The 15,433-nt window shown below is 66.2% G+C and carries 16 protein-coding genes; 10 read left to right on the top strand and 6 right to left on the bottom strand.

Annotated features, from left to right (window positions below; all coding sequences use genetic code 11):
* Nucleotides 1–9 precede the first annotated feature (9 nt).
* Genes V9G04_06305 through V9G04_06315 form a run of 3 tightly spaced genes read left to right on the top strand, consistent with a single transcriptional unit; the run spans nucleotide 10 to nucleotide 1,354 of the window.
* Complete coding sequence (locus tag V9G04_06305) at nucleotides 10–663, top strand: hypothetical protein (protein MEI2712905.1); 654 nt, start codon at nucleotides 10–12, stop codon at nucleotides 661–663.
* Between the two features lies 1 nt (nucleotide 664).
* Complete coding sequence (locus V9G04_06310; protein ID MEI2712906.1) at nucleotides 665–889, top strand: helix-turn-helix transcriptional regulator; 225 nt, start codon at nucleotides 665–667, stop codon at nucleotides 887–889.
* Nucleotides 890–946: 57 nt separating this feature from the next.
* A complete protein-coding gene (locus V9G04_06315) occupies nucleotides 947–1,354 on the top strand; it encodes a YjbQ family protein (GenBank protein MEI2712907.1) in 408 nt (135 codons plus the stop codon).
* 1 nt (nucleotide 1,355) lies between these two features.
* On the opposite strand, the gene V9G04_06320 is transcribed toward V9G04_06315, so the two are convergent.
* From V9G04_06320 to V9G04_06340, 5 genes are all read right to left on the bottom strand, one after another.
* Nucleotides 1,356–1,736: a hypothetical protein gene (locus V9G04_06320; protein ID MEI2712908.1), complete on the bottom strand. Its 381-nt coding sequence runs from the start codon at nucleotides 1,734–1,736 to the stop codon at nucleotides 1,356–1,358.
* A gap of 62 nt (nucleotides 1,737–1,798) precedes the next feature.
* A complete protein-coding gene (locus V9G04_06325; GenBank protein MEI2712909.1) occupies nucleotides 1,799–3,100 on the bottom strand; it encodes a M20/M25/M40 family metallo-hydrolase in 1,302 nt (433 codons plus the stop codon).
* Between the two features lie 80 nt (nucleotides 3,101–3,180).
* On the bottom strand, nucleotides 3,181–4,095 hold the full coding sequence (locus V9G04_06330; protein ID MEI2712910.1) for a carbohydrate ABC transporter permease: 915 nt from the start codon (nucleotides 4,093–4,095) through the stop codon (nucleotides 3,181–3,183).
* Nucleotides 4,092–5,024, bottom strand: coding sequence for a sugar ABC transporter permease (locus V9G04_06335; protein ID MEI2712911.1), 933 nt, complete (start codon nucleotides 5,022–5,024; stop codon nucleotides 4,092–4,094). The genes V9G04_06330 and V9G04_06335 overlap by 4 nt, the downstream gene beginning before the upstream one ends.
* Nucleotides 5,025–5,037: 13 nt before the next feature.
* Nucleotides 5,038–6,369: a hypothetical protein gene (locus V9G04_06340; protein ID MEI2712912.1), complete on the bottom strand. Its 1,332-nt coding sequence runs from the start codon at nucleotides 6,367–6,369 to the stop codon at nucleotides 5,038–5,040.
* 175 nt (nucleotides 6,370–6,544) lie between these two features.
* Here V9G04_06340 and V9G04_06345 point away from each other — a divergent pair, with 175 nt between their 5' ends.
* The 6 genes from V9G04_06345 (at nucleotide 6,545) to V9G04_06370 (ending at nucleotide 14,033) form a co-directional block, all read left to right on the top strand.
* Nucleotides 6,545–8,533 carry a beta-galactosidase gene (locus V9G04_06345; protein MEI2712913.1) on the top strand — a complete coding sequence of 663 codons (1,989 nt, stop codon included), beginning with the start codon at nucleotides 6,545–6,547 and terminating at the stop codon, nucleotides 8,531–8,533.
* Nucleotides 8,530–9,333: a DeoR/GlpR family DNA-binding transcription regulator gene (locus V9G04_06350; protein MEI2712914.1), complete on the top strand. Its 804-nt coding sequence runs from the start codon at nucleotides 8,530–8,532 to the stop codon at nucleotides 9,331–9,333. Before V9G04_06345 ends, V9G04_06350 begins: the two co-directional genes overlap by 4 nt.
* A gap of 150 nt (nucleotides 9,334–9,483) precedes the next feature.
* Entirely contained in the window at nucleotides 9,484–12,141 is a 2,658-nt protein-coding gene (gene acnA / locus V9G04_06355; GenBank protein ID MEI2712915.1) for an aconitate hydratase AcnA, read from the top strand.
* A 158-nt stretch (nucleotides 12,142–12,299) separates the two neighbouring features.
* A complete protein-coding gene (locus tag V9G04_06360) occupies nucleotides 12,300–12,884 on the top strand; it encodes an N-acetyltransferase (GenBank protein MEI2712916.1) in 585 nt (194 codons plus the stop codon).
* Complete coding sequence (locus V9G04_06365) at nucleotides 12,877–13,461, top strand: hypothetical protein (GenBank protein ID MEI2712917.1); 585 nt, start codon at nucleotides 12,877–12,879, stop codon at nucleotides 13,459–13,461. Before V9G04_06360 ends, V9G04_06365 begins: the two co-directional genes overlap by 8 nt.
* A complete protein-coding gene (locus V9G04_06370) occupies nucleotides 13,458–14,033 on the top strand; it encodes a DUF3105 domain-containing protein (GenBank protein MEI2712918.1) in 576 nt (191 codons plus the stop codon). The genes V9G04_06365 and V9G04_06370 overlap by 4 nt, the downstream gene beginning before the upstream one ends.
* A gap of 3 nt (nucleotides 14,034–14,036) precedes the next feature.
* Here the strand turns inward: V9G04_06370 and V9G04_06375 are convergent, their stop codons facing one another.
* Nucleotides 14,037–14,405 carry a hypothetical protein gene (locus V9G04_06375; GenBank protein ID MEI2712919.1) on the bottom strand — a complete coding sequence of 123 codons (369 nt, stop codon included), beginning with the start codon at nucleotides 14,403–14,405 and terminating at the stop codon, nucleotides 14,037–14,039.
* Nucleotides 14,406–14,484: 79 nt separating this feature from the next.
* Between V9G04_06375 and V9G04_06380 the strand changes: the two genes are divergently transcribed.
* Complete coding sequence (locus V9G04_06380) at nucleotides 14,485–15,399, top strand: SMP-30/gluconolactonase/LRE family protein (GenBank protein ID MEI2712920.1); 915 nt, start codon at nucleotides 14,485–14,487, stop codon at nucleotides 15,397–15,399.
* Nucleotides 15,400–15,433 lie beyond the last annotated feature (34 nt).

The raw sequence follows: 15,433 nt of genomic DNA on the forward strand, positions 1-15,433 counted from the left end.
GCGGGGATCATGAACGCAGCAGCAAGGACCTCGAAGAAGCGGACGTCTGATCCGTTCGCCTTCGATCGCACCGACCTCATTGGGGTTCGGATCCTGGCCGGACTCGCAGCCGTGGTCGTCCCACTGGGCGCTCTCGTGGTGCCAGCAGTCACGTGGCTCTCGGGTGACGCATTGAGTCGTACGGTGTCATGGCTCGACACCGCGCCGCCGAAGATCGCCGCCCTGAGTGAGGGTGCGACGGGGGAGTATGTCGACTCCGGCACGATCACGCTGCAGGACGCCTCGCCCAGTACCTGGCTCTGGCACCTGCTGCCCGGCATCGTCGTGACTGCGGCCACGGTCGTCATGTGCCTGCTGGTCTGGCGCCTGGTCGGGTTGATGCTCTCGCCCACTCCGTTCGGAGGTCGCACGGTCACCCTGCTGCGGCGGATGGCGGCAGTGCTGACGCTGGCTCCCGTCCTCACGTTCGTGGCCAACAGTGCGGCTGACTCGGCCGTGCGAAGCGCGGGGATGGACGGCCATGGTGGCTTCTGGATGGACATCGCGCCCGGCGCGACGCTGACGTACGCCGGCTTCATCGCGGCCGGAATGTTGATCGCGGCGATCAGCCAGGCATTCCTGCGCGGCGGGCAACTCCAAGACGATGTGGACGGGCTGGTCTGACGTGCCTGTCGAAGAGCCGCACCGCATCGTGTGTCGTCTGGACGAACTGCTCGCCGAGCGCGGCATGACCGTGACCGCGCTCGCCGACACGATCGGCGTCACGAACGTCAACCTCAGCGTGCTCAAGAACCAGCGCGCCAAGGCGATCAGGTTCTCCACGCTTACGGCGATCTGCGACGCACTCGGTTGCCAGCCGGGCGACTTGTTCGTCGTGGAGACTGACTGAGGGACGCTGGCTGAGGGACACTGGCTGAGGGACACTGGCTGGGAGACACTGGCTGACATGGACAGCGAGATTCGGCGTTATCGCACCGGGACCAGTGAGGTCGTCCTCGATCTCACCCACGACTGCGCCGAGTTCGTCTCCGATCGCGGTGACGGCCTGCTGCACGTGTTCGTCCCGCATGCCACCGCGGGGGTTGCGATCCTCGAAACCGGGGCTGGCTCCGATGACGACTTGCTGGCAGCACTTGAGGACCTGTTGCCGCGCGACGGTCGATGGCGCCACCGGCACGGTACGCCGGGCCACGGCCGCGATCATGTGCTCCCGGCGCTGATCTCGCCGTACGCCACCATCCCCGTCATCGGTGGACGTCTCGCGCTCGGCACCTGGCAGAGCATCTGCCTGGTCGACACCAACGTCGACAACCCTGAACGCGAGGTGCGGCTGTCGTTCCTCACGAGCGGCTGACCTACTTGATCGTCACGTCGCTCTTCACCCCGCACGCGGGACGCGACTTCCACGGCTCCTCCAGGCAAGCGCCGTCCACGATCTCTCGCCCGTTCAGACGCGAGGGCAGGCGGCTGCTGAGGTCGTACGAGACCCCGACGTCGCTGCACGACATCGCGCGTACGGTCTCGTGCACCGTGACCACCACCTGCGTCGCCGACTCGTCGAAGCTCAGGTCCGCGCCGTCGCGACATTCGCTGCCCGTGTAGCTGACCGTGACGTCTCGACCGTCGATGGTGATCGAGCCCCAAGGGGTCGGCGTCCGACCCCACGAACTCAGCACCCACCAGCCGGCGAGAGCAACCGCGGCAATAGCAAGGAAGATGACCAGACGTCGAAGCACGGCTTGATCGTGGCAGCGAAAGGCAGGCTCAGCCGAAGACCCGAACCAATGATGTCAAGACGTTATCTGAGCATCCGCCGGGCCAACTCGACGTGGAACCGCGCCGCCAACGTCAGGTCGTCGACGTGCACCCGTTCGTCGGCGTTGTGGTAGCCCTCGTCGATGACGTGCGCCGGAGTGTGCCGGAAGGGTGAGAAGCCGTACGCCTCGCAGTCCGACCGCGCCGCCCTGAGATAGGACGAGTCGGTGTAGCCCGGGCACAACAACGGCAACAACGAGGCGCCCGGATCCTGTTCGGCCATTACGTCGGCAGCCACTCGTGCCAAGGCGCCGTCGACCGGCGACGCGCTTCCGGGCACGATCTCCTCGGGAAACTCGAGGTCGTACGGCCCCTCGCCCAGCCGATCGCGTACGACTCGCTCCACCTCGGCGCGCGTGGCCCCCGGGAGGATCCGGCAGTCGAGCTCGACCCAGGCTCGCGCAGGCATCACGTTGCGAGCCGGCGAACCGTGCAACACGGTCGGCGCCATCGTGGTGCCCACCAGCGGCGGCAGGCTGTGCTCCAGCGCCGGGTGCAGGGCACTTGCGGCGGCCAGGTCCGCGTCGAGGTCGCCCATCGGCCGCCCAAGCAGTGCCTCCAAGGACGCAGCCAGCAGAGGAGAGGGCTCGGGTGCTGCCAGCCCTTGGCCGATCCGCGTGATCAGGTCGCCCAGCAATGGCACCGCGTTGTTGCCGATCGTGGGCATCGAGGCGTGACCGGCTTCGCCGACCGCGACGACACGAGCAGGCAGTGTCCCCTTCTCGCCGACCGCGAGAGTCAGCATCGCACGGCCGTCGGAGAGTTCGAGCCGCTGTCCTCCGCCTTCGTTGATGGCGTACGCCGGAGCGAAGTCGGGCCGCTGTTCCAGCAGCCACCTCATGCCGACGTCGGCGTTGCCGTCCTCCTCGTCGGCGACCATCACCAGCCACAGATCGGCGGAAGGAACGAAGCCGGATCGCGCCAATTCGGCCATGGCGACGCAGCGTGCGGCCACCTCGTTCTTCATGTCGACCGCACCGCGACCGAAGAGGAATCCGTCGTCGTCGACCACGCCCGCGAAGGGCGGATGCGACCAGTCGCGAGCGTCGGCGGGGACCACGTCGAGGTGGCCGACGAAGGCCAGTGACCCCTCGCGAGACCGACCCGGCAGTCTGGCCAGCAGATTGGCGCGCGCGGGATCACGGGCGACGAGTTCGCACTCGACTCCGACACCTTCGAGATAGTCGGCCAGGTATTCGGCGGCCGCGGTCTCGTTGCCGTTGGTCGTGTCGATCCTGATCAGGCCGCGGGCAAGGTCGAGGACTTCGTCAGCGAGGTGGCTCATGGCGCTCCTTAGCGTGGATCGGGCGGCACCATTCTCATCCGTGCCGGCACACCTCGCTGCGCTCGGCGTACCATGCCGGCTCAGCCCTTGGTCGAGCCGAGGGTCAGACCACTCACGAACTGCTTCTGGAGCACGAAGAACACGATCAGAACCGGGAGCGCGACCAGGATCGACCCGGCAGCCAGCAGGTTGTAATCGGTGAAGAACTGCCCACGCAGGTTGCCCAGCGCCGCCTGCATCGGGAACTTGTCGCTGCGTCCCACCAGGAGTGTCGTCGCCCAGAAGAACTCGTTGTAGATCCAGGTCACCTGCAGCGTCGCCAAGGCGGCCAGCGCCGGACGTACGAGCGGCATCGTGATCTGCCAGTACTGCCGGAAGACCGAAGCGCCGTCCAACTGCGCCGACTCGTAGATCTCCATCGGCAGGGTCTTCATGTAGTTGGACAACACGAACGTGCAGAAACCGAGCTGGAACGCCACGTTGATCAAGATCAGCCCCAGGTAGGACCCCAGCAGGTTGCCGGTGTCGCTGATCCACAGCGGCATCGGGATCATCCGATACAGCCGGAAGACCGGGATCAACAGAGCCTGCGGAGGCAGCAGGTTGGCGGCCAGGAAGATGCCCAGCAGCGTGAGGTTGAACCGGTACGAGAACCGCGCCAGGACGAAGCCCATCAGCGACGCCAGGAAGATCGTCAAGATCACCGCCGGCAAGGTGATGATCAACGAGTTGACGAAGTAGTGCCCGAAGTTTCCGCGCTGCCAGGCGTTGACGTAGTTCTCGGCAGTCCAGCCGCCGAAGGACAGGTAGCCGTTTGCCTGGGTGTAGCTGTAGTCGCGAAACGAGTTGAGCATCGCCCACAGCAGGGGGAACAGCCAGGCCAAGGCCAGCAGCGCCATCGCGATCGTGGCGATGCGCCCTCTGGGCTTGTTGAGTACGCCGCCCTCCATCCGCTCGGGCTGCTTGCCAGCGGGTGCCTCCACCAGGTCGCTCACTGCCGCTCCTCCTTGAACACGATCCGCAGATAGATCGTGATGAAGACCGACGAGATCAGCATCATGATCACCGACAGGGCCGATCCGAAGCCGACCCGCGACGCCTCACCCACCACGTTCTGGGTGACCAACGCCGCGATGACCTCCAAACCGTTGCGGCCCTGATTGACGATCCAGACCAGGTCGAAGGCGCGCAACGCCTCGATCACCACGATCACCAGCACGATCAGGTTGATCGGACGCATCATCGGGAAGATGACGTGAAAGAAGGTCTTGACCTCCCCGGCGCCATCGACAGCCGCCGCCTCGCGCATCGTGGCGTCGATGCCTTTCAACCCGGCCAGGTAGATCAACATGATGTAGCCGGTGTGCCTCCAGGCGGTCGCGACCAGGACGGCCCACAGGTTGATGCTCGGGTCGCCGTACCAATCGATCTCAGTGCCCATCACCTGGTTGAGCAGGCCTTGGTCGCGGCTGTAGAAGAGCTGCCAGATGAAGCCGACCAGCGCCAGGGACAAGACGACCGGCAGATAGAACGCGGTCTGATAGAAGCGACTGCCGATCATGTTGCGGTCCAAGATGACCGCGAGGAAGATCCCCAACACGGTGGGACCGACGAACAAGAACGCCAGCCAGATCAGGCCGTGCTGGACCGCAGGCCAGAACGGGGGATAGATCGAGACGATGTCCTCGTAGTTGCGGGTGCCGACCCACTGGATCGTGTCGAATCCACCCAGGCCGCTCCAGTTGGCGAAGGAGAGCACCACGCTGCCGATGGCGGGGATCCAGACGAGGCCGACCACCAGAATCGTCGGAATCAGGACGAACAGGATGACCGTCAGGCGGTCGGCCGCCCCGAGCCTGCGTTGGGATCGGGGCGCCGAACCTGCCCGTTCGGCCTCGTCTTCGGAGATGACTGTCTGCGACATGACCGGCTCCGGCTCAGCTGCCGAAGATGGAGACCTTTTGCTCTTGGATGCTCTTGCAGACACCGTCGATGTCCTTGGGATCCTTCAAGAAGGTCTGGATCGCAGGAATCATCACTGTCGAGGCGAAGTCGGCGCGGGTGTCTCGGTCCATGAACTGCGCGATGTTCTCAGCCGAACCGACCAGGTCCACCGACTTCTTCTGCAGCGCGGAGTAATTGTCGGTCGCGGCGTTCTCGTTGGCCGCGATCGCGGGGACCTTGGTCGAGTTCATCGCGTCCGCGGCCTCGGTGGTGCCCAGCCACTTCATCATGTCCAGGGCGCCGTCGGCGTTCTTGGTCGCCGCCGAGACACACCATCCGTCGATAGGAGCGTCGATGGCGCCTGCGCCGATGGCACTGTCGAGCTCGGGGAAGTTGAACATGTCGATGTCATTGACCTGGTCGGGCACCGCATCGATGACGAAGGTGCCGAGCAGGTACATCCCGCACTCGCCCTTGCCCATCGAGGTAGCCGCTTCCTGCCAGGTGCGGCCCAACGGGTCGGGCTGGTTGAACTCGAGTAGGCCGGCCCAGGTGTCGAAGACGTTCTTGACCTCCTTGGAGTCCCAGGCCTCCTCGCCCTTCATCAGGTTCATGTGGAAGTCGAAGCCGTTGATCCGCATGTTCAAGATGTCGAACGTGCCCATTGCCGGCCAGCCGTCCTTGTCGCCGAAGGCCCACGGGGTGATCCCGTCCTTCTTCATCTGCGACATCAGTGTCTTGAACTCGTCGAAGGTGGCCGGGGGTGCGTAGCCCTTCTGGTCCCAGACCTTCTTGTTGTAGAAGACCGCCCAGGGGTAATACTCACGCGGCACGAAGTACTGCTTGCCGTCGCTGGCGGTCGCGGCCGCCTTGAACGAGTCGTTGAGGCCGTCGATGGGCCACGCGTCGGAGACGTCGCGGATCAGGCCGGACTGCGCGAACTGATCCATCCGGAAACCGGCGAACCAGGTGAAGACGTCGTCGGGGTTGCCCTGGAGGTAGGAGTTGGCCTGCTCCTGGAAGGTGTTGTGGTCGACGGCGTTGATGGCGACCTTGGTGCCGCTCTTCTTGATGTAGGCGTCGACGATCGCCTTCTCGCGGTCGTACGCAGGCCCGGATCCGGCGGCTTCGTTGAGGCCGACCTTCAAGGAACCACCTCCCGAGCCTTCGCCGCTGTCGCCGCCGCAGGCGGCCAGCAGGCTGCTGGAGCTAAGCGCCAGCCCCGCGATGCCGGCCCCGCGCAGGAGCGAACGCCGCGTGGCGCGCATGGTGACGAGCGCCGAACCCGGAATCGGCTGAGGAGTAAGGGGGCTGGGAGTGGTCACGACATGTCCTCCTGGTATGCGGAGAGTGAACAGAAACAAACACTGTTTGCATCGAACCGCGTGGGCCCGGTCACTGTCAAGCACTTCCATGCGACGGCAATATCAACAATTTCAGGCACTTTGTCATGGGTGAGAATGTTGACTTCCGGGTCGATCCGGAGGGACATTGTGGCGCATGAACATCCCTGCTCTTGCCTACGGTGGCGACTACAACCCCGAGCAGTGGCCTCGTGAGGTGTGGGCCGAGGACCACGTCCTGATGCAGCAGTCGCACGTCAATCTCGCGACGGTCGGCGTCTTCTCCTGGGCGCACCTTCAGCCCAATCCCGACACGTTCACCTTCGAGTGGCTCGACGACGTCATCGAGGGGTTGCACCGTGCCGGAGTGGCGGTCGACCTGGCCACGGCGACCGCCTCGCCGCCGCCGTGGCTGAGTCGAGCGCACCCCGAGATGCTCCCCGTCACCGCCGACGGCCGAACGTTGTGGCCAGGTGGCCGCCAGCACTACTGCCCGCATTCGCCGGTCTACCGCGACGCGGCCCAGACGCTGTGTCGAGCGATGGGGGAGCGGTACGGATCTCATCCGAGCGTCGTGCTGTGGCACGTGTCGAACGAGATCGGCTGTCACAACGCGTTGTGCTATTGCGACGTGAGCGCAGCGGCGTTCCGCACCTGGTTGCGCGAACGCTATGGCGACCTCGACACGCTGAACCAGGCATGGGGTACGGCGTTCTGGAGTCAGCGCTATTTCGACTGGGAGGAGATTCTGCCGCCCCGAATCGCGCCCAACTTCCCCAATCCGACGCACCAGTTGGACTTCCGGCGATTCTCCTCCGACACGTTGTTGGAGTTGTTCGTGATGGAGCGCGACATCCTGCACGAGGTGAGCCCGGGGGTGCCGGTGACCACCAACTTCATGGTCATGCGGCACACCGAGCACATGGACTACTTCCGCTGGGGTCGCGAACTCGACATCGTGTCCAACGATCACTACCAGATGGCCCACGAATCCCAGCCTTGGCGCGAACTGGCCTTCTCGGCCGACAAGACGCGCGGCACCGCGGGCGGCAAGCCCTGGCTGCTGATGGAGACCTCGACCTCGGCGGTGAACTGGCAGCCGCGCAACGTGGCCAAAACTCCGGGTGAGTTGCTCCGCGCGAGCATGCAGCACGTGGGACGCGGCGCGGACGGGATGTTGTTCTTCCAGTGGCGCGCATCCAAGGCCGGTGCGGAGAAATACCACGCAGGCCTGGTGCCGCACGCCGGCACCGACACCCGGCTGTGGCGCGAAGTCTGCGAACTGGGAGCGGTGCTCGGGCGGCTCAGGGAGGTTGCCGGGGCCACCACCGCGAACCGCGCCGCGATCCTGGTGGACTATCAGGCCCGCTGGGCCGCCGAACTCGACTCGCACCCCTCGACCGACGTGGCGTACCTCGACCAGCCCGAGGCCTACCATGCGGCCCTGACCGACCTGGGGCTCGGTGTCGATGTCGTCCATCCCAGCGCCGATCTGTCCGGCTACGACCTCGTGGTCGTCCCGACGCTCTATCTGGTCACCGACGCCGACGCGGCCAACATCGCCGCCGTCGCCGAACGCGGCGGCACCGTCGTGGTCACCTACTTCTCCGGCATCGTCGACGAGTCCGACCACATCAGACTCGGCGGCTACCCCGGCGCCTTTCGCGAACTTCTCGGCATCCGGATCGAGGAGTTCACGCCACTGCGTGAGGGCGAATGCGTCACCCTCGACGACGGCGCGATCGGCACGGTGTGGACCGACGATCTGCAACTTGTCGGAGCAGAGGCGGTGTCGTCATACGTCGACGGGCCGGTCCCTGGCAAAGCAGCCGTCACCCGACACCAGGTCGGCGACGGCTCGGCGTGGTACGTCGCCACCAGACTCGACACAGCGGCGATGGGCACGTTGATGACTCGAATCGTCGCTGACGCTGAGGTGGAGCCGGTCGTCGCGACCACGCCAGGTGTCGAGGTCGTACGCCGGGTCGGGCCCGGAGGGTCCTGGCTGTTCGTGATCAACCACACCGACGAGGTCGCCTCGGTGGCATCATCTGGCCACGATCTGATCTCGGATGCGCCGTACGAGGGTCAGGTTCCGGCAGGAGGTGTCGCGGTGATCCGCGAGGAGGCGGGCCTGGCGCGATGATGCTGGCTTCGCAGCGCAGGACCCAGATTCTGGCCGACTTGGACGAGCACGGCACCGTCCGAGTCAGTGACCTGTGCGCGAAGCTGGGCGTCTCCGACATGACGATCCGGCGTGACCTCACCGCGATGCAGCGCGCCGGACTCTTGGAGAAGGTGCACGGTGGCGCGCGGACGCTCACCAACCCGCTCGCGCGTGAGCGCCCCACGGCGGAGCCCGAGTTCGCCGCCAAGGCCGCGCGCAATCTGATGGAGAAGGAAGCTATCGCGGCGCGCGCCGTCGAACTCGTGGCCCCAGGGATGGCGATCGCGGTGTCGGCGGGCACGACTACCCATGCGCTCGCGCGCTATCTGGCCGACGTCCCCGGCCTGACGGTGGTGACCAACTCCGTGTGGGTCAGCGACGTCTTGCACGAGCGGGCGCGCCACAGCATCAACACGCTGCTGACCGGTGGAATGCGTACGCCCTCCGACGCCCTCGTCGGTCCGCTGGCCGCGGCCGCCGTCGAGTCGTTGCACCTGGATCTGGCGTTCCTCGGGGTGCACGGACTGCACCCCGAGGCGGGGTGTTCGACCCCCAATCTCCTGGAAGCCGAGATCAATCGGGCCATGGTGCATGCCGCTCGCCAACTCGTCGTCGTCGCCGACTCCTCGAAATGGGGGGTCGTAGGCCTGTCGTCGATGGCCTCGCTGGATGACATCGACGTCCTGGTCACCGATGACGGCTTTCCCGAGCGCGACCGCGAGGTCGTCGAAGAACGCGTGGGTGACGTGATCGTCTGCGACACCGCCGCGGTGGGCTGAGCCGCGACCGGCCCGAAGGCGGCTGCCAGACCACGCCGTGTGTTATCTTGATATCAAGAGACTTTGCCGCACGCTAAGGGTCGCCTCACTACCCCGGGTGACCGTCACGACGGCAAGATGGACGATGAACCCCTGAGACGAGGAGACGGTATGGCCAGCCAGGACAGCTTCGGCGCGAAGAGCGCCTTGAAGGTCGGCGACAAGGACTACGAGATCTACCGCCTCGACGCGGTCAAGGGCGAGGGCCTCGATGTCGAGAGCCTGCCCTTCAGCCTCAAGGTGCTGCTGGAGAACCTGCTGCGCACCGAAGACGGCGCCGACATCACCGCCGACCACATCAAGGCGATCGCCGGCTGGGACGCCGATGCCGAGCCGGATCAGGAGATCCAGTTCACGCCTGCTCGCGTGATCATGCAGGACTTCACCGGTGTTCCGTGCGTCGTCGACCTGGCCACGATGCGTGAGGCGATGGCCGACCTTGGGGGCGACGCCACCAAGATCAACCCGCTTGCCCCGGCCGAGATGGTCATCGACCACTCCGTGATCGCCGATGTCTTCGGCACCGCCGACGCCTTCGAGCGCAACGTCGAGATCGAGTACGAGCGCAACCGCGAGCGCTACCAGTTCCTGCGTTGGGGCCAGACGGCGTTCGACGACTTCAAGGTCGTCCCGCCGGGCACCGGCATCGTGCACCAGGTCAACATCGAGCACCTCGCCCGCGTGGTCTTCGACAAGGACGGCGTGGCGTACCCCGACACCTGCGTCGGCACCGACTCCCACACCACCATGGTCAACGGCATCGGCGTCGTCGGCTGGGGCGTGGGCGGCATCGAGGCCGAGGCCGCCATGCTCGGCCAGCCGGTCAGCATGCTGATCCCGCGCGTCGTCGGCTTCAAGCTCAGCGGCGAGCTCCCCGAGGGCTCGACCGCGACCGACCTCGTGCTCACGATCACCGAGATGCTGCGTAAGCACGGGGTCGTGGGCAAGTTCGTCGAGTTCTACGGCGAGGGCGTCTCCGCGTTGCCGCTGGCCAACCGCGCCACGATCGGCAACATGAGCCCGGAGTTCGGCTCGACCATCGCGGTGTTCCCGATCGACGCGCAGACGATCGACTACCTCAAGCTCACCGGCCGCAGCGACGAGCAGCTCGCGCTCGTCGAGGCGTACGCCAAGGAGCAGGGTCTGTGGCACGACCCGGCGGCCGAACCGCGCTACTCCGAGAAGCTCGAACTCGATGTCTCGACCGTGGTGCCGAGCCTCGCCGGACCGAAACGTCCGCAGGACCGCGTCGAGGTCAGCAAGGCCGCCGACGAGTTCGCGAAGGCACTGGCCGACTACACCGACAACCCCGAGGCGAGCGCGACCGCCGAGATCGACGGCGCCAGCCATGAGATCAAGCACGGGCACGTCACCATCGCGGCGATCACCAGTTGCACCAACACCTCCAACCCGAGCGTGATGATCGGGGCGGCGCTGTTGGCCAAGAAGGCGGTCGAGAAGGGTCTGCAGCGCAAGCCCTGGGTCAAGACCACCCTGGCGCCGGGCTCCAAGGTGGTGTCCGATTACTACGAGAAGGCCGGCCTGACGCCGTACCTCGACAAGCTGGGTTTCAACCTCGTCGGCTATGGCTGCACCACCTGCATCGGCAACTCCGGCCCGATCATCCCCGAGGTGTCGAAGGCCGTGAACGAAGCCGACCTGGCCGTGACCAGCGTGCTCTCGGGCAACCGCAACTTCGAGGGTCGGATCAACCCCGACATCAAGATGAACTACCTCGCGTCACCGCCGCTCGTGGTGGCGTACGCCCTCGCCGGCTCGATGACCGTCGACCTGTTCGACGACCCGCTGGGGCAAGACACGGATGGCAACGACGTGTTCCTCAAGGACATCTGGCCGTCTCCGCAGGAGATCGAGGAGACCATCGCGAGCGCGATCACCTCGGAGATGTTCGCCGGTGACTACGCCGACGTGTTCTCCGGTGATGAGCGGTGGAAGTCCTTGCCGACCCCAGAAGGGGACACCTTCGCGTGGGACGAGGACTCCACGTACGTCCGCAAGGCGCCCTACTTCGACGGCATGCCGGAGAACCCGGAGCCGGTCGAGGACATCGCCGGTGCGCGGGTGCTGCTCAAGCTCGGCGACTCGGTGACCACCGACCACATCAGCCCCGCGGGTGCGATCAAGGCTGACAGCCCGGCCGGTCGTTATCTCTCCGAGCACGGTGTCGAGCGGCGCGACTTCAACTCGTACGGCTCGCGTCGTGGCAACCACGAGGTGATGATCCGCGGCACCTTCGCCAACATCCGCCTGCGCAACCAGCTTGCGCCGGGCACCGAGGGTGGTGTCACGCGCGACTTCACCGCCGAGGGCGAGGTGACCAGCGTCTTCGAGGCCAGCGAGCACTACCAGGCCGCAGGCATCCCGTTGGTCGTGTTGGCGGGCAAGGAGTACGGCTCGGGTTCTTCGCGTGACTGGGCTGCCAAGGGCACCGCGCTGCTCGGCGTGCAGGCCGTGATCGCGGAGTCGTACGAACGCATCCACCGCTCCAACCTGATCGGGATGGGTGTCATCCCGCTGCAGTTCCCGGCAGGCGAGACGGCTGAATCGCTCGGCTTGACCGGCGAGGAGGAGTTCTCGATCTCCGGCATCACGGCGCTCAACGACGGCACGACGCCCAAGACGGTGAAGGTGAAGGCTGGCAACGTGGAGTTCGACGCGGTCGTACGCATCGACACCCCCGGTGAGGCCAACTACTACCGCAACGGCGGGATCATGCAGTACGTGCTGCGCAACCTGTTGAAGGGCTGACCGAGCAAGATCGCACCAGGCGGGTCGAAGGGACCTCACGGGGACACAGCGCCGCGGGAGCCGAGGAATCGGATCACCTTCGACCCGCCTTCGTGCGGGCAGGGCCGGTCGTGTGCTCGCTGCTAGCGTGCGAGCGTGACTGTGATCGCGTGCGCCCGATGAACGCCTTGAACCTGCGGGTTGCGACGCCGAGCGATGACGACCAGATCCGCGAGGTCGTTCGCGCCGCGTTCGGTGACGAGGGCGAGACGATCGTACGGATCCTGGGCGATCTCGAGATCGGGGGTTTGACCCGTGCCTCGATCGTGGCCGAGGCTGACGGGCAGATCGTGGGCCACGTCGGGTTGAGTCATGCCTGGCTCGACACTCGCCAGGGCCCCCGCGACGTCTGGCTGCTCAGCCCGCTGTCCACGGTGCCCTCTCGGGAACGCCAGGGCATCGGCACCGCCCTGATTGCGCAGGCGCTGACGTTCGCCGAGGCGGGTGGAGTGCCGCTGGTGTTCCTGGAGGGTTCACCCGACTTCTACGGCGCACGCGGCTTCGAGTCGGCAGCGGCTCTGGGCTTTCGCCCTCCCTCGCTGCGGATCCCGAAGGCGGCCTTCCAGGTCGCCGTGCTGCCCGCGTGGGATGAGGCGGTCGGGACGCTGGTCTACCCCGACGTCTGGTGGCGCCACGGCGCCGTCGGCCTGCAGGATCCGCTGCTCGCCGATCAAGAGGAGAGGTACGGGTCGTGGCATGAGTGACTTCCTGGAGCGGGCTCGACGCCACGCGGACGCCGAAGGGCGGCTGCCGATCGGCGGCATGGCCCAGTGGGAGGTGTTTCCGTACGAGGTAGACGGTCTGCGCGCGCGTCCCCTGACCGAGTATGAAGTGCCTGAGCCCGATCGCACCCGCACACCCGAGGCCTGCGGCACCTGCAAGGCGCTGGCTCGCGACGACCTTGTCCTGTTCGTCGGCGAAAGGCTTGCGGTGATCAGGCCTGGCGGCTGCAACCTGCCCTTCGTGGCCAACGTGGTCTCGCGCCGGCACGAGACATTCGACGACCTCGACGAGTCCAGCGACACCGAACTCGGTCGGCTGGTCCGGCGTACCTATCAGGCGCTGAAGGCGCTGGACGACATCGGCAACGTCCACGTCAACAAGTGGGAGAACGGCGGGGGACACCTTTCGGTGTCGTTGCTCGCCCGACCGCTGGGTGTGCTCCAATTGCGCGGCTCCAATCTGGCCGCCTGGACCGACATGCTGCCCCCTACCCCGGAAGTTCAGCTGGCGGCACATGCGGAAACGGTGCGAGCCTTGTTGAAAGACCAGGCTCGATGACGACCAGAGGAAACGGATCGGCCACCACGCAGTGGATCGTGCTGGGGCTGGCCGCGGTGTTGGCTCTGCTGGGGGTGACCGGCGCGGTGGTGATGATGCTTCGACAGGCGCCGGAAGGCACTCTGCATTCGGTGCGCGAGTTCGAATTCACCGACACCACCCATCAGTCCGGCCCGATTGACTATCCGAACTTGCCGCCTGCGGGTGGACCGCATGCGCAGCGCTGGTGGGACTGCGGGGTCTTCGACGATCCGATCCCGAGCGAGAACGCCGTGCACTCACTTGAGCACGGCACGGTGTGGCTGACCTATCGCCCGGGGTTCCTGGACGCACGCGAGATCGACGAGTTGTCCTCGCAACTGCCCAGCAAACAGATCATCTCGCCTCTGCCGGAGCAGGACGATGACCTGGTCGTCACTGTGTGGGGTCGTCAGTTGGTCCTGAACGGCCCCGACGATCCTGCCTTGGCGACCTTCCTTGCCGAGTATGCCGACGGCCACACGTCGCCTGAGCCCTTTGCCTCGTGCGAGGGCGGGCTGACCGAACCCGGACCTGACGGCGATGCGGCCTAAGACTCACAACTTCGCCACGTAGCGGCGTCCACGCAGTGCTTCCTCGACCAGACCAACCTCACGGCGTAGCCCCAGCAGGCGAGCGTCCTCGCTTCGCAAGCACTCCAGCGCCGCGTCGATGACGTCATAACCGGCCAGGTCACGCAGGTCCGATCGCGCCTCACTGAGTCCGCGCCGACAGGCCGCCTGTGACGCCTCGACATGCAGCACGGCGAAGCGCGCGAGCACCAGGATGTGGCGGCGCAGTCCGGCGTACGAGCGGTATTCCGGCGGGCAGATGTCGAAGAGCCAGTTGACCGCGGTGCGCTCCCAGTCGGGGGCGTCGGGAGGGCGTACGGCGCTGGGCCATCCGGGCGGCGCGAAGGCAGTCATCCACCCAGTATATCGAACAGACGTTCGAGAAATGGATTTTGCTCTTCCCTTGAGCGCGTGAGAGGGCCAAAGTCAGTCCATGCGGAAATCACCGACCGTCCTACCCGTCCCCGCGCACGGAGCCGAGGACGTACTGGTCCTCGACGGCTGCGTCTACACCGGCACCGAGGACGGCAGCATCTGGCGGATCGATCCCCGCCGCCCCGGTGCCAGCCGAGTCGGGCACACCGCCGGGCGCCCTCTCGGCATCGAGGCGTACGGCGATGACCTGCTGATCTGCGACGCCCACCGCGGACTGTTGCTGATGGCGCCTGGCACCGGCTCGATCACCGCGGTGGCGTCGAGCGTCGACGGCGTGCCAATGCGCTTTTGCAACAACGCGGCGGTGGCCGAGGACAGCACTATCTATTTCACCGATTCGTCGGCCCACTTCGGCATCCAGCAGTGGAAGGACGACTTCGTCCAGGACACGCGTACGGGCCGACTGCTGCGCCGCGACGCGGACGGGAACATCGCCGTCCTGCATACGGGCTTGGCATTCGCCAACGGCGTCGCGCTGGCCGCCGACGAGTCGTACGTCGCCTTCGCCGAGACGAGAGGACGGCGTATCGGTCGACATTGGCTGACGGGGGAGCGGACTGGACGCCGCGACGATCTGGTGACCGACCTGCCCGGCTACCCCGACAACATCGCCCGAGGTTCGGACGGGCTGGTCTGGATCACGATCGCCTCGCCGACCGACCCCGTGGTGGAGCGACTTGGCACCGCGCCGTTGGCCGTACGCAAGGCAGTCACCCGGATCCCCGAGGCGCTCCAGCCCAAACCCAAACGCACGGTGCGCGTGCAGGCGTACGACGACGGTGGCCGACTCGTCCACGACCTCGACCTGCCCGCCGACGGATACCACATGGCGACCGGGGTCCGTGAGGACGAGGGCCGGGTCTGGCTGGGCAGCCTCCACGAGCCGGCGGTCGCCTATGTGGACCTGCCCTGACATGCGGCATCTTCGTCTCGTGGTGACTCGTCGG

Source organism: Nocardioides sp. (assembly GCA_037045645.1).
In the GTDB taxonomy this organism is placed as follows: Bacteria; Actinomycetota; Actinomycetes; order Propionibacteriales; family Nocardioidaceae; genus Nocardioides.